Annotated in this window: 17 protein-coding genes, 1 tRNA gene and 1 pseudogene; 9 read left to right on the top strand and 10 right to left on the bottom strand. The window is 57.8% G+C overall.

Annotation, left to right across the window (positions count from 1 at the left end):
• The first annotated feature begins 31 nt into the window (after positions 1–31).
• A complete protein-coding gene (locus tag ACYZUM_RS13090; RefSeq protein ID WP_108182868.1) occupies positions 32–1,177 on the top strand; it encodes a sterol desaturase/SRPBCC family protein in 1,146 nt (381 codons plus the stop codon).
• Positions 1,174–2,244 (top strand): SMP-30/gluconolactonase/LRE family protein, encoded by a 1,071-nt coding sequence (locus ACYZUM_RS13095; protein ID WP_108182869.1) that lies wholly within the window; start codon positions 1,174–1,176, stop codon positions 2,242–2,244. Before ACYZUM_RS13090 ends, ACYZUM_RS13095 begins: the two co-directional genes overlap by 4 nt.
• A 65-nt stretch (positions 2,245–2,309) precedes the next feature.
• Here the strand turns inward: ACYZUM_RS13095 and ACYZUM_RS13100 are convergent, their stop codons facing one another.
• The 4 genes and pseudogenes from ACYZUM_RS13100 to mug form a co-directional block, all read right to left on the bottom strand.
• The gene (locus ACYZUM_RS13100) at positions 2,310–2,690 is read right to left on the bottom strand and encodes a RidA family protein (protein WP_108182870.1); all 381 of its coding nucleotides are present in this window, start codon (positions 2,688–2,690) and stop codon (positions 2,310–2,312) included.
• A 172-nt stretch (positions 2,691–2,862) separates the two neighbouring features.
• Positions 2,863–2,937, bottom strand: a tRNA-Gln gene (locus ACYZUM_RS13105).
• A 138-nt stretch (positions 2,938–3,075) separates the two neighbouring features.
• A pseudogene (locus ACYZUM_RS13110) lies at positions 3,076–3,216 on the bottom strand (DUF1801 domain-containing protein); the annotation flags it as partial.
• Complete coding sequence (gene mug / locus ACYZUM_RS13115; protein ID WP_108182871.1) at positions 3,158–3,727, bottom strand: G/U mismatch-specific DNA glycosylase; 570 nt, start codon at positions 3,725–3,727, stop codon at positions 3,158–3,160. The pseudogene ACYZUM_RS13110 and the gene mug, both read right to left, overlap by 59 nt.
• A 95-nt stretch (positions 3,728–3,822) precedes the next feature.
• Here mug and ACYZUM_RS13120 point away from each other — a divergent pair, with 95 nt between their 5' ends.
• Positions 3,823–4,767: a LysR family transcriptional regulator gene (locus ACYZUM_RS13120; protein ID WP_108182872.1), complete on the top strand. Its 945-nt coding sequence runs from the start codon at positions 3,823–3,825 to the stop codon at positions 4,765–4,767.
• A 44-nt stretch (positions 4,768–4,811) separates the two neighbouring features.
• Here the strand turns inward: ACYZUM_RS13120 and ACYZUM_RS13125 are convergent, their stop codons facing one another.
• Positions 4,812–5,063 (bottom strand): DUF2790 domain-containing protein, encoded by a 252-nt coding sequence (locus tag ACYZUM_RS13125; protein ID WP_108182873.1) that lies wholly within the window; start codon positions 5,061–5,063, stop codon positions 4,812–4,814.
• A gap of 773 nt (positions 5,064–5,836) precedes the next feature.
• Between ACYZUM_RS13125 and ACYZUM_RS13130 the strand changes: the two genes are divergently transcribed.
• Together ACYZUM_RS13130 and ACYZUM_RS13135 are read left to right on the top strand one after the other, a co-directional pair.
• Positions 5,837–6,199 carry a DUF6124 family protein gene (locus ACYZUM_RS13130; RefSeq protein ID WP_108182874.1) on the top strand — a complete coding sequence of 121 codons (363 nt, stop codon included), beginning with the start codon at positions 5,837–5,839 and terminating at the stop codon, positions 6,197–6,199.
• A 207-nt stretch (positions 6,200–6,406) separates the two neighbouring features.
• Positions 6,407–7,045: a DUF6988 family protein gene (locus tag ACYZUM_RS13135; protein WP_108182875.1), complete on the top strand. Its 639-nt coding sequence runs from the start codon at positions 6,407–6,409 to the stop codon at positions 7,043–7,045.
• A gap of 117 nt (positions 7,046–7,162) precedes the next feature.
• Here ACYZUM_RS13135 and ACYZUM_RS13140 read toward each other — a convergent pair whose 3' ends face one another.
• The 3 genes from ACYZUM_RS13140 to ACYZUM_RS13150 form a co-directional block, all read right to left on the bottom strand.
• Complete coding sequence (locus ACYZUM_RS13140; protein WP_108182876.1) at positions 7,163–8,104, bottom strand: hypothetical protein; 942 nt, start codon at positions 8,102–8,104, stop codon at positions 7,163–7,165.
• A 479-nt stretch (positions 8,105–8,583) separates the two neighbouring features.
• Positions 8,584–9,429, bottom strand: coding sequence for an HNH endonuclease (locus ACYZUM_RS13145; protein ID WP_108182877.1), 846 nt, complete (start codon positions 9,427–9,429; stop codon positions 8,584–8,586).
• Positions 9,430–9,461: 32 nt separating this feature from the next.
• Positions 9,462–10,601: a PDDEXK-like family protein gene (locus ACYZUM_RS13150; protein ID WP_108182878.1), complete on the bottom strand. Its 1,140-nt coding sequence runs from the start codon at positions 10,599–10,601 to the stop codon at positions 9,462–9,464.
• 388 nt (positions 10,602–10,989) lie between these two features.
• Between ACYZUM_RS13150 and ACYZUM_RS13155 the strand changes: the two genes are divergently transcribed.
• Positions 10,990–11,970, top strand: a complete 981-nt coding sequence (locus tag ACYZUM_RS13155) for a helix-turn-helix transcriptional regulator (RefSeq protein ID WP_108182879.1) — start codon at positions 10,990–10,992, stop codon at positions 11,968–11,970.
• A 176-nt stretch (positions 11,971–12,146) separates the two neighbouring features.
• Here ACYZUM_RS13155 and ACYZUM_RS13160 read toward each other — a convergent pair whose 3' ends face one another.
• Complete coding sequence (locus tag ACYZUM_RS13160) at positions 12,147–14,066, bottom strand: tyrosine-protein phosphatase (protein WP_108182880.1); 1,920 nt, start codon at positions 14,064–14,066, stop codon at positions 12,147–12,149.
• Positions 14,067–14,649: 583 nt separating this feature from the next.
• Here ACYZUM_RS13160 and ACYZUM_RS13165 point away from each other — a divergent pair.
• Both ACYZUM_RS13165 and ACYZUM_RS13170 read left to right on the top strand, forming a co-directional pair.
• Positions 14,650–14,931 (top strand): hypothetical protein, encoded by a 282-nt coding sequence (locus ACYZUM_RS13165; RefSeq protein WP_108182881.1) that lies wholly within the window; start codon positions 14,650–14,652, stop codon positions 14,929–14,931.
• Positions 14,932–15,036: 105 nt separating this feature from the next.
• Positions 15,037–15,873, top strand: a complete 837-nt coding sequence (locus tag ACYZUM_RS13170; protein ID WP_108182882.1) for an SDR family oxidoreductase — start codon at positions 15,037–15,039, stop codon at positions 15,871–15,873.
• A 116-nt stretch (positions 15,874–15,989) separates the two neighbouring features.
• Here the strand turns inward: ACYZUM_RS13170 and ACYZUM_RS13175 are convergent, their stop codons facing one another.
• The gene (locus ACYZUM_RS13175) at positions 15,990–18,194 is read right to left on the bottom strand and encodes an OsmC domain/YcaO domain-containing protein (protein WP_108182883.1); all 2,205 of its coding nucleotides are present in this window, start codon (positions 18,192–18,194) and stop codon (positions 15,990–15,992) included.
• 241 nt (positions 18,195–18,435) lie between these two features.
• Between ACYZUM_RS13175 and proP the strand changes: the two genes are divergently transcribed.
• Positions 18,436–19,938, top strand: a complete 1,503-nt coding sequence (gene proP / locus ACYZUM_RS13180; protein ID WP_041071723.1) for a glycine betaine/L-proline transporter ProP — start codon at positions 18,436–18,438, stop codon at positions 19,936–19,938.
• Positions 19,939–20,006 lie beyond the last annotated feature (68 nt).

Below are 20,006 nucleotides of genomic sequence, written 5' to 3' on the forward strand. Positions count from 1 at the left end.
GGTATAACAACAATACCCGCAGGTGAACGCATTGAGGCAGACCACCGAGGCATTCCGCAGCCGCTACCGTGCGGCCATTCATCCATTGTACAACCCGTGGCTGCACGGCGCTTTCGTGCTGCTGTTCGGCGTGCTGGCGATCGGCGCCTTCTGGAGCAGCGCACGCCAGGTACAGCCACTGGAATGGCTGAGCGTGCCGCTGACGCTGCTGTTGTTCAACGTTGGCGTGTACATGGTCCATCGCCATCTCGGCCACCACAAAAGGACGTTCGCCAAGCTGTTCTATGCGCGGCATGCCGGCGACCACCACAGCTTTTTCACTCCCGGCCACATGACCTACGACGGCGCTCGCGACTGGCGGGTGATTCTGTTTCCGGCCTGGCTCATCGTCGTGCATACGCTGGTTTTCACCCTGCCGCTCTGGTGGCTGCTCGCACAGTTCAACGCCAATGTCGCCGGGCTGTTTGGCGGCTGCATGGTGCTGGGTTATCTGGCCTACGAGGTGTTTCACGCCTGCGAGCATCTACCGCCGAATAATCCGCTGACGCGCCTGCCGTGGATCCGCCAGATGCGTCATCTGCATGAACTGCATCACCGTCGCGAGTGCATGCAGGAACGCAATTTCAATATCGTTCTGCCGTTGATGGATTACCTGTTCGGCACCCTGTACTGGGAGCCGCAACCCGCCCCGTTGCGCCATTCGAGACCCGCCATGACCCGCATGCAGCACCAGATCGATATCGCCGGCGAACCCATGGCCATCCTTCGCTACGCTGCCAGCGTCAACCACTGGCCGCAGTGGCATCCCTCGTCGCTGAAGATCGACGGCCCGCAAGGCCCGCTGCACGCCGGCGCACGTTTCGAAGAAGACATTCATGCCGGCGGGCGCGCCGGTCATTTGCGCTGGGAGGTCACCGAGTATCTGCCCGGCCGGCGCTGGTGCGCGCGGGCGCGCGGTGACCACGGTCTGTCGTTGCGGCTGACCTACGAATGCACGGCCGAAGGCGACGGCACACGGTTCGTGCGCACCCTGGATTATCGCTTCGACGGCTTGGGCATGCGCGTTGCCAACCTGTTGCTGTTGAAGCGCCGCATCGAACGTGAATCGGCCACATCGATGCACGCCCTGCGCGACATGGCACTCAAGCACCTGACGCTGACGGGGCAACACTCATGAAGCGCCTGCTGTTACTGCTGGTCGTCCTCGTCATCGCGTTTTTGCTGTTGATGCCAACCAGGGTTCAACCGGTGGCGTGGAAACCGCCAGCGGCACCGTCACTGAGCGAAGGGATATATGCCGAAAACCAGCGACTCAAAGCCGTCGAACAGATTGGCCCGGGCGACATCGATGGCCCGGAAGCACTGCTGCTGGAAGGCGACTTCCTGATCACCGGCCTGCATGACGGGCGGCTGATTCGCACCAGCCTCGATGGCAAGACACGCCAAGTCCTGAGCGACACGGGCGGCCGCCCTCTTGGGCTGGCGCGGCATCCCAACGGTCTGCTGGTGATTGCCGACGCGGTCAAAGGCCTGCTCTCGCTTGACGCTCAGGGTCGACTGATTCCTCTGACGACCGAGGCCAATGGCCTGCCCTTCGGTTTTACCGACGACGTGGCGATCGACCAGTCCGGGCACTACGCCTATTTCAGCGACGCCAGCAGCCGCTGGGGCTATGGGCACGACGGTGAGGCGATCATCGAACATGGCGGTGACGGGCGTTTGCTGCGCTACGACTTTCAGACCGGCAAGACCAGCGTGCTGCTGGACAAATTGCAGTTCGCCAACGGCGTAACACTCGGCCCGGACGACGCTTATGTGTTGGTCAACGAAACCGGCGCCTACCGCATCAGTCGTTACTGGCTGACGGGCCCCAAGGCCGGCACCCACGACATGTTCATCGACAACCTGCCCGGTTTGCCGGACAACCTCGCGTTCAATGGCAGCAACCGCTTCTGGGTCGCCCTCTACGCACCGCGCAGTGCCTTGCTCGACGGCACCGCCGGGCATCCGTGGGTGCGCACGATGATCGTCCGGGCACTGACTGTGCTGCCCAAACCGGTGGAGAAACGCGGGTTTGTGCTGGGGCTGGATCTGCAGGGCAAGGTGATCGCCAATCTGCAGGATGCCAGCAGCGGCAATTACTCGCCGATCACCACGGCGCGCGAGTATGGGGACTGGTTATACCTGGGTTCACTGAAAGCCAGGCACATGGCGCGGTTGCCGCTGGCTGATGCGCTGAAGTAAGTACGCAGACGAGTACTGGATGGCCGGGCGTCATCGCTGGCCACCAGCACGGTTTTGCAGGTTGATCAGGCCTTGGCGGCCATCGCGGTGACTTCCACGCGCATGCCTTCCACCGCCAGCGACGCCACGCCCACCGCCGCGCGCACCGGCCATGGCTTGGCGAAGAAGCGCTTGTAGACTTCATTGAACGCAGCACGGTCGGCCATGTCGGTGAGGTAAATGGTCAGGTGCATCACCCGATCCATCGAACTGCCCGCCCGCTCCAGCGCCACTTTCAGCGCCTGCAGGGTGCATTCGCTTTGCAGGGTGATATCGCCCAGTTCCAGGCTGCCATCGGCGCGGGTCGGGATCTGGGTCGAAACCAGAGTACCGTTGAAACCGACAACATCCGAGGAAATCGAATCCGCATCCGGATCAGGGGTGAAGCTGAGGTCGTGATTAGCCATGTAAGTCTCTTGTCTGGCGAGAATGAGGGTCGCCGGCCAACAACCCGCCGGGACTTTTCGCGGGGCAGTTTACAACAGTCTTCCGGTGCGACTCAGGCAACCCTCGCTGCCGGACAGAAATCGCGCGCATAAAAAAACGCCAGCCCTTTCGGACTGGCGTTTTTTCTGAATATGGCAGGGGCGGCTGGATTCGAACCAACGCATGGCAGGATCAAAACCTGCTGCCTTACCGCTTGGCGACGCCCCTGTGTCTCAAGCTCTGTAACAAGCTCTGCGAGAATGGGCCGCAATTTACCAACCTTTTTTTGATCTGGGAAGCCCCGAGTGCAAAAAAATTTGTTTTAAAACAGCCAGTTATTTTCTGAATCAAGGCAACCGCCACGATTCACTTCGACACCTCCAGCGCAATCGCCTTGCGAATCAGCGCTTTCAAGGCCTGCTCATCGACCGGATCGCCCTCGTGAAAATCAATCGCCCGGCGGGTGTTGCCCTCCAGGCTGGCGTTGAACAACCCCGCTGGATCGGCCTGCGATCAATACCTGATGCAATTCCTGATAGGCCGCGACCAATTGCTCAAGGGAGAACGCCCGATTGCGCCCACTGGGATTAGGCAATACCCACACGTGCGCGCCACCCAAAGTCTTCGCCTGCGCTCCCCACGCCAGCACTTTCTGCCCCGACAACGCGGCATACGCAGCCTTGCCGAGAAACGCCACATAACGCGGCGCATAGCGGCTGATCTTCTGTTCAAAGCCCAGAGCCGCCGCGACGAATTCCTGCGCCGCCAACTGATCTGCCCGCGCCGTCGGCCGCTCGACCACCGCCGTCAAGCCGCAGCCAAATTGCAGGATGCTTTGATCGTCCTCCGCCTGCACCTCATGCGGCGTAAACCCGGCCAGATGCAAGGTGCGCCAGAAGCGATTCCCGCGCCCGGCAAAATGATGCCCCTGCGCCGCCGCGAGTAACCCCGGATTGATCCCGCAGAACACCACCGAAAGCCCCGACGCCAGAATGTCTTCCAGCCTTTCACCCGCCATGCGCCCGCCCCTCGCTCGCTCGCTCGCAAACAATTGCAACACCAGCCACGGCAAACTCTAGAATGGCCATCCCATCCACAGAGCCAACAACAACGATGGACGTTATTCAAACCCTGCGCTGCTTCGTCGCCGTGGCCCAAAGCGGCAGTTTCACCGCCGCGGCCGACGTGCTCGACACCACCACGACCAACGTATCGAAAGCCGTCTCCAGCCTCGAAACCCGGCTGCACACGCGTCTGATCAACCGCACCACCCGCCGCCTCGCGTTGACCGAAGCCGGCGTACGTTATTTGCAGCGCGCCGAAAAAATTCTTGATGACTTGCGCGACGCCGATGAAGAAGCCGGCACCGCCCAGACCTTGCCGGTCGGGCGTCTGAAGATCCACGCCATGGCCGCCATCGGCAATCACTACGTGATCAATGCCATTGCCCGCTACCGCGAGATTCACCCCACGGTGATGTTCGACCTGACCCTGAGCAACCGCCTGCCCGACCTGCTCGAAGAAAGCTACGACATGTCGATCGTCCTCGCCCGCGACCTGCCGGATTCCGGTTTCGTCGCGCAACGCCTGGGCACCACTTACAGCATTCTCTGTGCATCGCCGTCATACCTGGCCAAACGCGGCCACCCCGCTACACCTGCCGACCTCGCCGCGCACGATTGCCTGCGCATCGTCAACACGGTGATGCCCGCAGAAAACTGGGTGTTCGAAGGGCCACAGGGCATGGAAACCCAGAATATCCCCGACTCGCCCTTCCACATCAACACCGCCGACGGCATGGCCACGGCGATCAGAAATGGCATGGGCATCGGCATTCAGCCGCTGGCATCAGCCGTCGAAGGACTGGTTGGAGGCACGCTGGTGCGCGTCCTGCCGCAGTATCGCCTGGAGGAATACAACCTGTTTGCGATTTACCCGTCGCGCAAATTCGTCGACGCCAAAATCAAGACCTGGGTGGAGTTCCTGAAAACCGCCATTCCGCAACTGCTGGCGTCCGATGAACACATCGCCGGAGCCAAAGAACTCGCCAAGGCTTAATGCCGCAGACCTGGAGTGTCGACCCTCCAGCGCCTGCACCGACATCAACCGTTGGAACAACCGTTGCCCATCACTTGGTATTGCACGACATGTTGCGCGCCGTTCGAGTCTTCATAAGTCATCTGCACCGGCACCGCGCCGCACTGATTGGCCGCCTCGGAGATCGACACCACGTGGGCGATGTCTAGGTGAGCGGCGGCGTTGTACGCCTCGACTGGCGCGGTTTCATCCGTCGCAAACGCCTGCGCGCCGATACCGCCAAAGGCCAGAAGAAGAGCGATTTTTGCAAGTTTCATGATGTTCACCGTCTCGTGGAGAACCGTGTTGTGTCACGGGTTGCAGACGATGTTAGGGATTGAAGCGCACGACAAAAATCGGTCGGCTGGACAAACACTGTGTCCAGAATGGTGATGAATAAGACCTGAGAACCTTGGACAGGCCATTCGCGAGAAGCCTCGCTCCCACAGGTTTCGTATCGACCACAACAAGGGTGTACACCGCCAACCCCATGTGGGAGCGAGCCTGCTCGCGAAGGCGTCAGTCCAGTCAGCGATGAACCTGAGTCAGCTCTATCCTCCGAAGCCTCTGATTTCCACACAACAACTATCCCCGTCGCGAGGGGATTTAGCGAAACGTCGCACTGCCCCGCTCTCCTCTTTGCCAAACCATCCGCTCACGAAAAGCGCAGCCCCGAAAACCCTCACGTTTAACCCTCTCCCCGCACACGTTTAAAAACACTCGCCGTTACGTCATCCCAGGCTACAACGCCTTGCGCCATTGCCTACGACTACGCCAGAATCCGCCGGCTTGTGCGCCCAGGGTGCGGGTTCTATCGTGGTTCGGTCGCTGAAAAGCAGCGATCGGGTTTGGTAGCCCGGTTCACACATGGCGCAAAACGTCACCTTACACAGATGCCTTCTGGCGCCTGCGTTTTATGGTGGCCATGCGCAGGGTGCTTTCGAGCACGCCGGTTTTTCCATGTGTGCCGGTCTACCAACCTTCGTAATGGCCACCACCCTCGTTTGGTAGCGAATGTGATGGTTCCCTTAGCCACATATGGAGCTTCACTATGTTCAAGGTCACACCAAACCCGCCCGAAACCGAAACGGTCTCACCCTACGAATCCCCCGATTCCCGAAAACTCAGCGAAGCCGCCGAACGCGCCCTAGACCACTACCTGAACCCCGCCAGCCCAATCATGGCGACGCCTTACACACCCAACGCCATGTTCCTCGCCAACCCCAAAATCGCCACCGAGGAACTATTGGCGAACGCCAGTGAATCGCTGGGTTCGGCAACGGTGATGTTGGGTGATGTGGCCGCCCTGGTGGAGGGGCCGATTCGCAAGACGCTGCTGGGCATTGCGCAAGTGGTGATGCTGGGGGAATTGGCGGTGAATCAGGCGCTGGATAATGTTGTGCCGACGACCTAGCGAACATTCCCGCTTGGCGCTCAATGGTGAGTGCCGAGAGGGATCTGTCAGAAACTGACTGCGTGATTTGTCTGCTTCCGGCCAGAAGCAGTCGCTCGGTTTCAACTCAAAAGCGAGGCTGCGACTACAATCCCGATTGCGGCTCAACCGTGCCTCACGCTACCCTCGGCTTTTACCGGTGAATTTAAACATTAGGGCTAGAACTCCATGGAATTGCAGAGCGCAATCGAGAAGTCTGAACAATGGATGCTCCAGTCATCACCCCTTATCGATGGGCTCGACATCGGTCCTTCTGTCCGGAACCGCGTGGCAGCATCACTTTTTCTTCTTTGCACTGAACATCAGCAGGCAGTACACGTACTAACCGATCAAGGGTTGCATGGATCTGCATTTACTCTAATGCGTCCGCAGTTCGAGGCGTACATTCGCGGCGTTTGGTATCACCAATGTGCCACAGACGCCCAGTTGGACTCATTTGTGAAAGGTGCGGAAGCGCCAAAAATCCACGAACTGCTAACTGACATAGGAAAACTGCCGGACTTTGACAGTCAGGACCTTACCGAGACCAAGCAGGCGATTTGGGGTTTGCTCAATGACTTCACTCATGGTGGCTCATTTCAAGTTCGGGCGCGAATTACCACCAATGAGATTCGCAGGAATTATAAATCCGAACACGTCGTCGGTATGTTGGGCTGGTCGTCGATGTTGTCGTACATGGGGTATGTGGGCATGGTAGCCATAGCAAAGAACGATGTACTGGCCAACAAACTTCGCGGCATCTTACATTCAATCTATGCTGGCGAAATACCTTCAATCAGCCAATCCTCACTGACATCTGACAAATGACCACTCCGACTTAGAAGCGGTCAGCGGTGCCTAAGGAGAGGATGGGCGTCAGCTGGGGCACAGCCTACCTTTGAAAACCTCCAGGATATTTGAGATATCGTTTTTGGGACCTTAACCTCAGGGCTTTATTAGTTTGGTAAGCGTTTTGGGTGGGCGGGTATTAATCTCATCAACCAATCGATTCAGCTTTGGCGCGCGATCTGAATCGCTCTTCGAACCATCGACAAAAACTTTTACTATATTTGAAACCAGTTCATGGGCCATCTCCACGATGGACTCCACAGTCAGCCCAACGCTTGAGCCGCCTTTCAGATAATCTAGGCCATTGATATTGTATACTTTGTACCCGCCAAGGCTGCACACCGGGCGAGCTGTAGCTTTAATGATGTTTAAAAAATAATCATCTTTGGAAATAGTCACCTTTCCGAACTCGTCAAGTTCGTGATCGATTAAGCTTTTGAAAACAGATGAATTCAAAAGTCGATCATTAGGCTTTCCTATGTATATGTATGGAATAGATATCTCGCGATTGTCCACGATCGCCTTAGGGGCATATGACATGGCCGCCGCGTTGTGCTTAAGATAGTTATTTAATACATAAACTTCATAAAATTTCCCAATGAACAGAAAGTCATAAGCTTTCATGAACGCTTTCTTGCAGTCTTCATAAAAATCACCACGGTATTTTTGAGGTGAACTCAAAACTCCAATTGAATTCGACTTAAATATTTTGTCGATTTCAGCATTGAGCCTTTCGTCCCTCTTTAGTGGTATGTATTTGGTTTTTCCGTGTGAATTTGTTCCGATAAAAGAAAAAATCACCCATGCGTGGTAGTACTCTGTGAGTATTGAGAGGTTGTGAATTAGTGCGTCTAAACTGTAAGATAACTTCTCGTCAGTGACGTACCAGTAGCGGCCGCTCGCTTGGTCATCGAGACCTCTCTCGACTTCCTTGGTGAGATGCACAACTTTTCTTAATTGATATTCCAGCGAACTTTCACAGCTCGCTTTAAACATATAATGATCATCATTGCTTATTTCAGAGGCGGGGATTAGCATTTAAATTCCTTTTGGAACTACGTGCGCTCAGGAAGCATATCAAAAAACCATCACTATTACCCATGGCACTCGATCGCTCCAAGGTGACTAACGAAAATTTTGTATTGTATACACCCTCAATTAGCCGTGGTCACCATCGCCGAGAACACTATTGAGAAGCCATAACTGGTTGCAAGTCAGCGCTATTATCTGAGCCAGCCGAAAGGCTAATCAAGGATATACGCATCCGTTTCTCGAACAGCCGCAGAAATTCGGATGGCTCTCTAGCTTTCGTAAATGTATCTGAATGACCATTTTTGGCCGGTTGCGGTCGCTTGTGAACGTCCGCTTCTGGCCGATCGGTGCCATTCGTGGAGGGCACCGATCGGCCATAAGAAGAGGTTCAGAAGCAACCGCTACCGGCCGGCTATTCCGTTCTGCTCCAGACTCTCGGCTCAGGCTGGGCAAGCATAATCTCATGGTGACTTTCTTCGTTATCCCTACTCACGACTTCCTGATTCAGCCCCCCACCCACACTGACTCCAGTGCCAATCCAATGCCTCTGCACTCACTCGATCAGAATCCTGTTTTGGTAGACGAACCGAGGAGCCGTCCAGCGTCGCATAATCTGTACCGATCAACTCTGGTGAAATCCGTATCACCATCTTCTGCGACTCGATGGCGATCAGCCGCAAATCGAACAGCGTATGAATGTCCGCCCTTAACAGAATTCCATTCGATAAAACGTTGGTATGAACCCCCTTATAGGGGTAAATGTGCGCAGCCTCGAGCACGGCAGGCAGGTTGCATCCTGTGATGGCACAGGCGCTGTCATAAGCTCCCATCAACGCTTTGCGGAATGCGGGTTGCCCGCGGCGACGGATAATGTCGGCGGTTACGCGCTTTCTGGCATCGGCTATGTCCTTAGGATTAAAAGTAACTCCTTGCTCAGCAGCCTCCTCAGCGTCTGCCAGTGCTTGCTCGACCGGATTCGAAACTCGCCGAACAGAAACACCAAATCGGCTACCCGAAGCTGCATCGGGGTAGATTTCCCAAATGCCGTGCTGGAACGGGTCGTAAACCTCAAAGGCACCCTTGCCAACCTTGAACAGCCTGTCGTAACGATTGCCCTGATCAGTCCTACGCGGCTTTTCATTTTGTGTGTAGCCAGTCCGGGCAGGTGAGTTGACGGACAACATGTAGAGGTCTGCCAGGTTGTTGGTGTTGTACCCCGGATCCCTGGTGAGGATCCAGTCTTCAACATCTTTCCGACTGGCTTCTCCCCCAAGCTCAACGACAGCCCCTAGGGCTTTTTCCCAAGTGCGAAGGTCTTTAAATTTGGCCAAACGTCATTTCCCCTTGAATGCTATGCCTGTCCTTAAGCGAATTGCTGATGAGCGCGTTTCCACAGTTCGTGCATGTCATCGATCAGGCTGACAGCAATTAACTCCCTCGTCTGCGGATCCCGGAGGAGAACCAAATCTTCATTGGTGGGCGTATGCAAGTTCACATTGATCTTGGGGAATTTCCAGAACAGGGTGCCTGAACTGCGAGTATTGGGCGCGATCAATCGACCCAGCGCCATGAGGCGCTCCCGATCTTCCGGGAACTGCTCACCGTCGCAGTAGTAGCCGCTGTAGAGACGATGATTGAGTTCGATGTACACGCCCCCCTTCATAAAGGTAAAAGGGAAAGTGAGGCCGATGTACTTGCTGTTTTTGGCCTTTTTGTAATAAGCGTAAACCGCCTCTTTCGTGGCCGAAATTTCAGGTTTGCCGAGTTGAGGATATTGGCGAGCTTGATACGCTGTCATGCGCTCCCAGATGTCGATCTGTAGATCGGCCAATACGGCGTTGAATGCATGGTTGATATCGGCGATCACGAAAAGGTTCTCGCCAAGCAGGATCTGTTCTTTCAGCTTGTTCATGTAGATCTCGCTCTGGTCACTGGATGTCAGCTTCTGGAGTAGTTCGATGTACTGGAAAACGCTTTCTCGCACGCCGGGCTCGCGGGCAACCAGCGGGACACAGTCCTTGAGCCAAGACACAATCTCAGCTTCATAGCTGAGCAGGATGACGGGCAGGGACTTGCGACTCCTTTCAGTGGGCTCGGAACCCTCCAAGGTTAGATAGGTGGTCCAGATGTCGGCGTAACCTTCTGCTTGCATTCGCTGGTGATAGCGCCAGAGCTGCTCATCCTGATCGCCGGCGTAGATCTTGTTTTCGATGATCAGTGCTTGCCCGGATAGGTTGCGGACTAGGATGTCGATGTTCTGGTACTCGACCTCGACAGTCACACTCTCTGAGTCGAAGTTCTCGATGCCCAGTCGCTTCAACAGGAGATTAAGCAGGGTTGTTCCCTGATGGTGGGTAGCCTTGGGATCAAGCAGGAACGCAAGGAAGCGCGAGTGAAGCCGAACCTCGTCACTTGAGCTACGTAATACGGAGAAGAGATTGAAAGCTGGCGGGCGCTGATATCTCGCTCGCAGAAGCGCCACGGTTTGCAGAAAATCATCCATGAGAGAGGGATCCTGATTAAGGCGGAGTGACTGCGCGCAGTATCAGGGAAATCGCCCACAATGGTAACGGCGATTTGATGCTGTTTATATCACGCAAGCACCAAGCCCTCTGCCCCAACACAGTCTCCAACTCCCCAATCCGCGCCTGCAAACGCTCTCGCTCCACAGAATAAAGGGAAGGAGAAATAAATAAGCCCTCTCTTTACTTACGCTCAGAACGTATTTCAACAATCGCATTGGGTCAACTTCAGCCCGTTACGAGAGACAGCTATTGGCCGAAAGCAGACCTGTCTCCACCGACGAAACCGTCGTCACAAACCTGTCACCCCCAACCTGCTAACCTCCCCTGCGCCACTTACCCAAGAGCCCCAAAAAAAGGTGCCCCAAGGTGTACTCCGTTGCCCCACCCCGCCAAACAATCATCCTCCGCTCCGAAAACCTCCACGCCGAAGACTTCGGCGCCCTCTTCTCCCGGTTCTTCGGCAATCGCTACGCCGACTCCCCGCCAATCCCTTCCAGCATCATCATCGGCGGTGTCTACGGCAGACACGACGGCGTGAGTTTCCGGCGTATGCATTACCACGGCGATTTCACCGTGACCTTTCCCGACCCGCAGGACGAGATCACTTTCGTGATTCCCACGGCGGGCAAGATTGTGTTCAACCACCGCACCGAGTCCGTCGGTGTGGCCCAGGTGGGGTTGGCGATTGATAAGGCGGACATCCGTTCGATGCGGTTTCTCGACGATCATGCGCAGCACGGGATTTCGGTGAGTCGGGCGCAGCTCACGGAGCGGTTGTCGGCGTTGTTGGGGCGGCCGGTTGTGCAGAAGATTGTGTTTGAGCCGGTGGTGGATCTGCACACGGCGGCGTATGGCGGGATCAAGGCGTTGATTGATCTGGCGACGGGCACGGAGTTTGATCTGTTGCTCAACAGCGGCACGCTGATGCCGTCGCGGTTGCGTGAGATGTTGATTGATGCGGTGCTGGAGGCGTGGCCGCACAATTTTACCGAGGCGTTGCGCCAGCCTGCGCCGAGGGTGGCGCCGCGGCATGTGAAGTTGGCGATGGCGTTTATTCAGGCGCATCCGGAGCAATTGGTCAGTGGCGTAGAGCTGGCGCGGTTGAGCAATGTCAGTCAGCGCGCTTTGCAGGAAGGGTTTCGACGGTTTGTCGGGATGTCGATTGTGGCGTATCAGCGGCAGGTGCGATTGGAGCGGGCTTTCGAAGCGCTGCGGTATTCGGCGTCGGTGACGGAGGTGGCGTTGCGCTTTGGCTTCAGCAATGTCGGGCGGTTTTGTCAGTATTTTCAGCAGGCGTATGGGGTGAGTCCGGCGCAACTGAGGGGGGCGGGTTTGATTGGTTTATAGGCAAGGAAGCTTGTGGGTCAGTTGACGGTGATGTTGGCTGACATGACGCCTTCGCGAGCAGGCTCGCTCCCACAGGGTTAGGCGGTAAATCAGGGTTGCCAGTCCCCTGCCTTCACCCGTTTTTTCTGGTGTTTTGTGAATAGCGGTCATCCTTGACCTGATTGTCATCCCATCACTTAGTACGCGTAACTGGCCTTGAGGCTGCCGCTGAAACCGTGGCTGTCACCACCGCCACTGGCACCGACTTCTGCGCCGACGCTGACAGCGCCAAGGCTGGCCATCAGGTTGACGCCGCCGCTGAACTGGTCGCGGTTGTCGAAGGCGGCGCGTTGTTCGATGTCGAGGCCCAGCAGGTGACCCTGGCTGTTGACGTCGTTGTTGCCCAGCGTGCGCTCGTAGCCGACTTGCACGCCTGGCACCAGTTGCCACGCGCCCATCGCCACCGGGGCGAACGCCACGTTGAGGTTGGCGACGGCGCTGCGGCGGGTGGCGGTGTTGTCGTCGACGTCGAGTGCCAGTTCGCTGCCCTTCTCTTGGAAGCCTTTGAGGTCGAGGTGGCTGATGCGCACACCGAGGCTGGGTTCGAGAATCATGCCGTTGACCGGAGCGCGGTAACCCAGCGCCAAGGTCGCGCCGGTGAGGTTGCCCTGGGTGTCGCCCTTGGCCGTGCCGAGGCCGCCGCCGAGTTCGCGTTTGCTGGCGTAATCGACGTAGCCGGCGCTGGCATTGGCGTCGACGAACAGCCCACGTTCCAGGCTGGTGAAGCCGTAGCGCGCACCGAGGTCGAAGAAGGTGAAGTCGGTATCGGCCTCGCCGCCCGCACCGCCGACGGTGCCTTTGCTGTAACCGAAACCGCCCCGAGCACTGAGTTGTTCGGAGAAGCGCTGGGTGATGCCGACCATCAGGCCTTGGCTGTGTTCGTTGCTGCTCTCGGCGCGGGACGAGCCGTCGGTGCCGAGGTAACCGGCGAGCGTGGTGGTCCACAACCGGTATTGCCCGACGTTCAGATCGGAGCCGCTGGCGTAGGGGGCGGCGGCTTGTTCGATCAGCGCGTTCTGCCGCAGCAGGTAGCTGGCGGCGTCGGCATGAACCTGGCCGCCGACCTGAGCTTCGACACCGCCGAGGGTGCCGGCGTCGATCGCCGATTGCAGATAATAGTTGTAGGCGCTGTAGGTGCCAGACAGGTAGGCGTTCTGCAATTGACGCAGTAATTCGGCACCGGCAGCGGCGTTGCCGATCAATCCGGCCTGCCCCGGCAGGCTGTTGTATTCGACCAGTTTGCCGCGCAGCACGTAGATGGTTTCCTGCGACAGGCCAAGACCTTGTTTGAGGTAGTTGTCCATGCTGCCGTATTCGGCGGTGACTTCATCAAGACCGGCCTGCAGGTAGCTGGCCTGCACGCCAAGCAGCGGCGCATAGATCGAGGCCATGCTCGGCGGCAGCGCCTTGAGGGTCGCGGCGACGCGCGCGGCGGTGTAATCGTTGGTTGCCAGGTAGTTGGCCATGATGGTCGCGTTGTCGACGCCGGCGATGCTCTGCAACACGGCGGCCGTCCAGCCGGTACGGTCCTTGCCGGCGGTGCAATGGAACAGTTGCGCGCCGTCGGTGCTGGCCAGTTCGTTGAACAACTTGCCGAACTGCCCGCGCATCCCCGCGTCGCTGACGAAAGCGCGGTTGGTCTGTTCCATCATGGCGATGGCATCGGCGGCACTTTTGAACGACACGGTGGTGATGTTCGCGCCCGAGGTGGTGCTGCCGATGATGTCGATGTTCTGGTAGCTCGCGCCGCTCAGCATTGTGTCCGGCGTACCAGCGATTTCGCTCGGCGTGCGCAGGTCGTAGACGGCTTTGATGCCGAGGCTGTTGAGGGTCGCCAGATCCGCTGCCGACGGCGTGATCGCGTTGGAGCGGTAGAACACGCCACCGCGCATCGTGCCATCGTGGGCCGTGGAATACGCGGTGGTCAGCCCGGCGACATCACGGAAGTTGTCGATGCTTTGCAGGCGGGGCGTGTCGAGCACGACCGGCTCGGCAGCCTGGGCAGCAGCGATGGACAGGCTCAGAACAGACAGCGAACACACAAGACGTTGAAACACAGTGCAGCCTCATTGGAATTAGCGTTGGGCTGGCTACTATCTGCAATCAACTGATACCGAATATGACAGAACGACTGCGCAAGAAAATGGTTGCGCGATCGGGCCGTGGGCTGCGTTTTTTGTCCGTAGGGTTCGGTTTTTTGCATGAATTTCGGGAGCAACGGAAAACCCTGTGGGAGCTGGCTTGCCAGCGATGGCGGTGGGTCAGCCATGAATAATGGTGACTGACACGGCCCCATCGCTGGCAAGCCAGCTCCCACAGTTTTTTTGCGGTGAGCTCAGGACTGGCAGCTGCCAGAGATCCAAAGTGGGAGCTTGCCGCCCATGTCTGGCGCCTTAAAGTATCGAGTGATCAAATCAAACTCCGCTCCGACGCCGCCAACTCATGCTCGGCCAGTGTGTTGCGTGCATGCAACCGAGCACGGCAGATGGCGTCATCCACTTTTTACCCGAGGCGATCTTGCCGCACATCAGGTGTAGTGTGGGTGCACGCATTGGGGACGCTTCCTTATGTCGATTGCTGGATAATGCCCAACGCCTGTCAGCGAGGCCATTGAGGCGCATGACTCAACGAGGAACCCAGATGACCACAATCACCGCACGCCAATGCTCGTCCTGGGTGCTACTGACCCTGCTCGCCACCGGCATGGCGCTGACGCCCGGCTGTTCGAGCAAACGCTACGCCACCAACGGCTCGAACTGCTACGCCAAAGCCGTGCCCACTTCCGGCGAAGGTGGTCTGGCCTGGGGCGACACCTTGAGCATGGCGCGCAAGAAGTCGATGAATAACTGCATGCGCTATGCGAGCCGCTCTGGAGGGACGCCGAACACTTGCCAGGTGGTGCAGGCGCAGTGCAAACGCTGAAGACAATTGATGAGTTCTGCTCATGAACCCTAGCAATCAAAACCGTATTGTTGAGCAATGAACAGCCCTATAAGGTGAAGGAACACCTGGAAAGAGTTGCCCACCATGAAAAATCCTGCACAAGTGATCGTCGTCATCGGTCCCGGTTCTATTGGCCAGGCCATCGCCCGCCGGGTCAGTGCCGGCAAGCATGTGATACTGGCGGACCTGAAACAGGAGAACGCCGACGCAGCAGCCAGAGTCCTTTTCGATGCAGGGTTTGAGGTCACCGCGACGGTCGTCGACATCGCCTCTCGTGAATCGGTGCAGGCCCTGGTGCAGACCGCCACCGCCATCGGCGAGATCAGTGGCGTGATCCTTGCCGCTGGCGTTTCCCCTTCGCAGGCGCCAGTCGCGACCATTCTTCGAGTGGATCTGTATGGCACGGCGCTGGTGCTGGAGGAATTCGGTAATGTCATCGCCAAGGGAGGCTCGGCGGTGGTGATCGCCTCGCAGTCTGGCCATCGCCTGCCGGCTCTGAGTGTCGAGCAGAACAAGGCACTGGCCACCACGCCGGTGGAAGAACTGTTGGCGTTACCGATGCTACAAGCTGATCAGATCAGCGATCCCTTGCACGCTTACCAGATTTCCAAACGCGGTAACTCATTGCGGGTCATGGCCGAGGCGGTGCGTTGGGGCAAGCGTGGGGCGCGGGTCAATACCATCAGCCCGGGGATCATTTTCACCCCGCTGGCACGAGACGAACTGAGCGGCCCGCGTGGACCCGGCTATCAGCGCATGATCGACTTGAGCGCCGCCGGACGCGGTGGCACACCAGATGAAGTCGGCGCGGTCGGTGCGTTGCTGATGGGGCCGGAAGGCACGTTTATTACGGGTAGCGATTTCTTGATGGATGGGGGTGTGACGGCGGCGTACTTGTACGGCGATCTGGCGCCGCAGTAATCATTCACTGAGACGACCTGTTCTTTGGCAAGCCCGCCCGCACAGGTTTACGCAACCGTGGAGAGGGGATTCAGCCCCTCGCCACAGGCTCCTCACTACGAAGTGACCGTCTGCTATCAGCGCTTCAACACCGCCGCATTCGCCCGCGCGGTGTGCAGCTTTTTGTAACTGTCGATCAGACGCAAATGCCGATCCAGCCCTTCGAGCTTCATGCTGGTCGGTGTCAGACCGTAGAAACGCACACTGCCGTTGACCGAACCAATCGCCGCGTCCATGCGCTCGTCGCCGAACATGCGACGGAAGTTGGCTTCGTAATCGGCCAGTTCCAGGTCTTCATCGAGTTCCATTTCCAGACACACATTCACCGCCTGATAGAACAAGCCGCGTTCGACAGTGTTGTCGTTGTATTGCAGGAAGGCTTCGACCAGGTCCTTGGCCTGCTCGAATTTCTGCAGGGCGAGGTAGATCAGCAGGCGCAGTTCCAGAATAGTCAGCTTGCCCCACGGCGTGTTGTCGTCGAACTCGATACCGATCAGCGTGGTGATATCGGTGTAATCATCCAGCTCGCTGTTTTCCAGGCCTTGGGCCAGGTTGCGCAGACCGACTTTGCTCAAGCTGTGCAGGTTGAGGATGTCGGCGCGGAATTGCAGGGCCTTATTGGTGTTGTCCCAGATCAGATCGTCGACCGGGTAGATTTCCGAGTAATCCGGCACCAGGATCCGGCAAGCGTTGGCGCCGAGATCGTCGTAGACCGCCATGTAGGCTTCTTTGCCCAGGTTTTCGAGAATGCCGAACAGCGTTGCGGCTTCTTCGGCGTTGGAGTTTTCGCCCTGCCCGGAGAAGTCCCACTCGACGAATTCGAAGTCAGACTTGGCACTGAAGAAGCGCCACGACACCACACCGCTGGAGTCGATGAAGTGCTCGACGAAGTTGTTCGGTTCGGTCACGGCCTGGCCGGAGAACGTCGGCTGCGGCAAATCGTTCAAGCCTTCGAAGCTGCGGCCTTGCAGCAGCTCGGTCAGGCTACGCTCCAACGCCACTTCCAGGCTCGGGTGTGCGCCGAACGAGGCGAACACACCACCGGTGCGCGGGTTCATCAGGGTCACGCACATCACCGGGAATTCACCGCCCAGCGACGCATCCTTCACCAGCACCGGGAAGCCCTGCTCTTCCAGGCCTTTGATCCCGGCGAGAATGCTCGGGTACTTTTCCAGTACTTCCTGCGGCACGTCCGGCAGGGCCATTTCGCCTTCGAGGATTTCGCGTTTGACCGCGCGCTCGAAGATCTCCGACAGGCATTGCACCTGGGCTTCAGCCAACGTGTTGCCGGCGCTCATGCCATTACTCAGGAACAGGTTTTCGATCAGATTCGACGGGAAGTACACCACCTCACCATCCGACTGGCGCACGAACGGCAGCGAGCAGATGCCACGCTGGGTGTTGCCGGAGTTGGTGTCGTACAGGTGCGAGCCTTTGAGTTCGCCGTCGCGGTTGTAAATGTCCAGGCAGTAGTCGTCGAGAATCTCTGGCGGCAACTCGTCTTTCGGGCCGGGCTTGAACCAGCGCTCGTTCGGGTAATGCACGAACTCGGCGGTGGCGATGTCTTCGCCCCAGAATTGATCGTTGTAGAAGAAGTTGCAGTTCAGGCGCTCGATGAACTCGCCCAGCGCCGAGGCCAGTGCGCCCTCTTTGGTCGCGCCCTTGCCGTTGGTGAAGCACATCGGCGAGTGCGCGTCACGGATGTGCAGCGACCAGACGTTAGGCACGATATTGCGCCACGAGGCGATCTCGATCTTCATCCCCAGATCCGCGAGAATCCCCGACATATTGGCGATGGTCTGCTCAAGCGGCAGGTCCTTACCAACGATGTAAGTGCCCGCCGCCGACGTCGAATGCGGCATCAGCAGCGCCTGCGCATCGGCGTCGAGGTTTTCGACTTCCTCGATCACAAACTCGGGACCGGTCTGCACGACCTTCTTCACCGTGCAGCGATCAATCGAACGCAGAATGCCCAGGCGATCTTTTTCAGAGATGTCCGCCGGCAATTCGACCTGAATCTTGAAGATCTGGTTGTAGCGGTTTTCCGGGTCGACGATGTTGTTCTGCGACAGGCGAATATTGTCGGTCGGGATGTTACGCGTCTCGCAATACAGCTTCACAAAGTAAGCCGCGCACAAGGCCGACGACGCCAGGAAGTAGTCGAACGGCCCCGGTGCCGAGCCATCGCCTTTGTAGCGGATGGGCTGATCGGCGATCACCGTGAAGTCGTCGAACTTGGCTTCAAGTCGAAGGTTGTCGAGAAAGTTGACCTTGATTTCCATGCGGGTTTACCAGAGAGCAAAAACGAATTGGCGGCCATTATCCGGGTTTTCAGCCTGACGTCTTGTGCTTTTGCGTAATCATCGCCGAGTGGGCTGTGCGGCGCCTGTGCGGCGCCTGTGCGGCTGCGGACGACAAAAATGCCACGAGCAGTGAATTATTTCGTGTCTTCTTGTATCTGACGGAAAGAACCCATGCCACCAAAACAATGGCATCGAATCCGTTCAGCTATGAGTGACCCGCATGAAATCAAGGAAAAACAAGGTCAATCCCATCGGATTGAAAGACATCACCATTGTCGACGACGCCAAGATGCGCAAAGCGATCACCGCCGCCGCGCTGGGCAATGCCATGGAATGGTTCGACTTCGGGGTCTACGGATTTGTCGCCTATGCACTCGGCAAGATCTTCTTCCCCGGGGCTGATCCTGGCGTACAGATGATTGCAGCGCTGGCGACCTTCTCGGTGCCGTTCCTGATTCGTCCGCTGGGCGGGCTGTTCTTCGGTGCGCTGGGCGACAAATACGGGCGGCAGAAAGTGCTGGCCGCGACCATCGTGATCATGTCGCTGAGCACCTTCGCCATCGGCCTGATACCGTCCTATGAGTCGATCGGCATCTGGGCGCCGATCCTGCTGTTGCTGGCGAAAATGGCTCAGGGTTTTTCGGTCGGCGGTGAGTACACCGGCGCCTCGATCTTCGTTGCCGAATACGCGCCCGACCGCAAACGCGGCTTCCTCGGCAGCTGGCTGGACTTCGGTTCGATTGCCGGCTTCGTCCTCGGTGCCGGCGTGGTGGTGCTGATCTCGACGATCATCGGCGAAGAGAAATTCCTCGAATGGGGCTGGCGCCTGCCGTTCTTCCTCGCCCTGCCGCTGGGTATGATCGGCCTCTATCTGCGGCATGCACTGGAAGAAACTCCGGCATTTCAGCAGCACGTCGAAAAACTCGAAGAAGGCGACCGTGAAGGTCTGGCGGGCGGGCCGAAAGTCTCGTTCAAGGAAGTCGCGACCAAGCACTGGCGCAGCCTGATGACCTGCATTGGCGTGGTGGCGGTGACTAACGTCACCTATTACATGCTGCTGACCTACATGCCGAGCTATTTGTCGCACAACCTGCACTACAGCGAAAACCGTGGCGTGCTGATCATCATCGCGATCATGGTCGGCATGCTGTTCGTGCAGCCGGCGATCGGCTTTATCAGCGACAAGATTGGCCGCAAGCCCTTCATTGTTGTCGGCAGTATCGGTCTGTTTCTGCTGGCGATTCCGGCGTTCATGCTGATCAACAGCGGCAAGATCGGCCTGATCTTTTCCGGTTTGCTGATCCTCGCGGTGTTGCTGAATTTCTTCATCGGCGTCATGGCCTCGACCCTGCCGGCGATGTTCCCCACGCACATCCGCTACAGCGCGCTGGCCGCTGCATTCAACGTCTCGGTGCTGATCGCTGGTCTGACCCCGACCGCCGTGGCCTGGCTGGTGGAAAGTACCAACAACCTGTACATGCCGGCCTACTACCTGATGGTGATTGCCGTGGTTGGCCTGATCACCGGCGTGACCATGAAAGAGACCGCCAACAAACCGCTACGGGGTGCTGCACCGGCGGCGTCTGACCTTGAGGAAGCCAAGGAACTGCTCAAGGAACACCACGACCACATCGAGCAGAAAATCGAAGACATCGACGCCGAAATCGCCGAACTGGAAGCCAAACGCAAGGAGTTGGTGCAGCAGCATCCGCGCATTAACTGAGCCGTTCGCAGCGTGGCCACTCAAAACGGAGTCGAGTGGCCACATAAACGCCGTGCAACTCAATCCGC

It is taken from the genome of Pseudomonas sp. m6p (assembly GCF_055760375.1).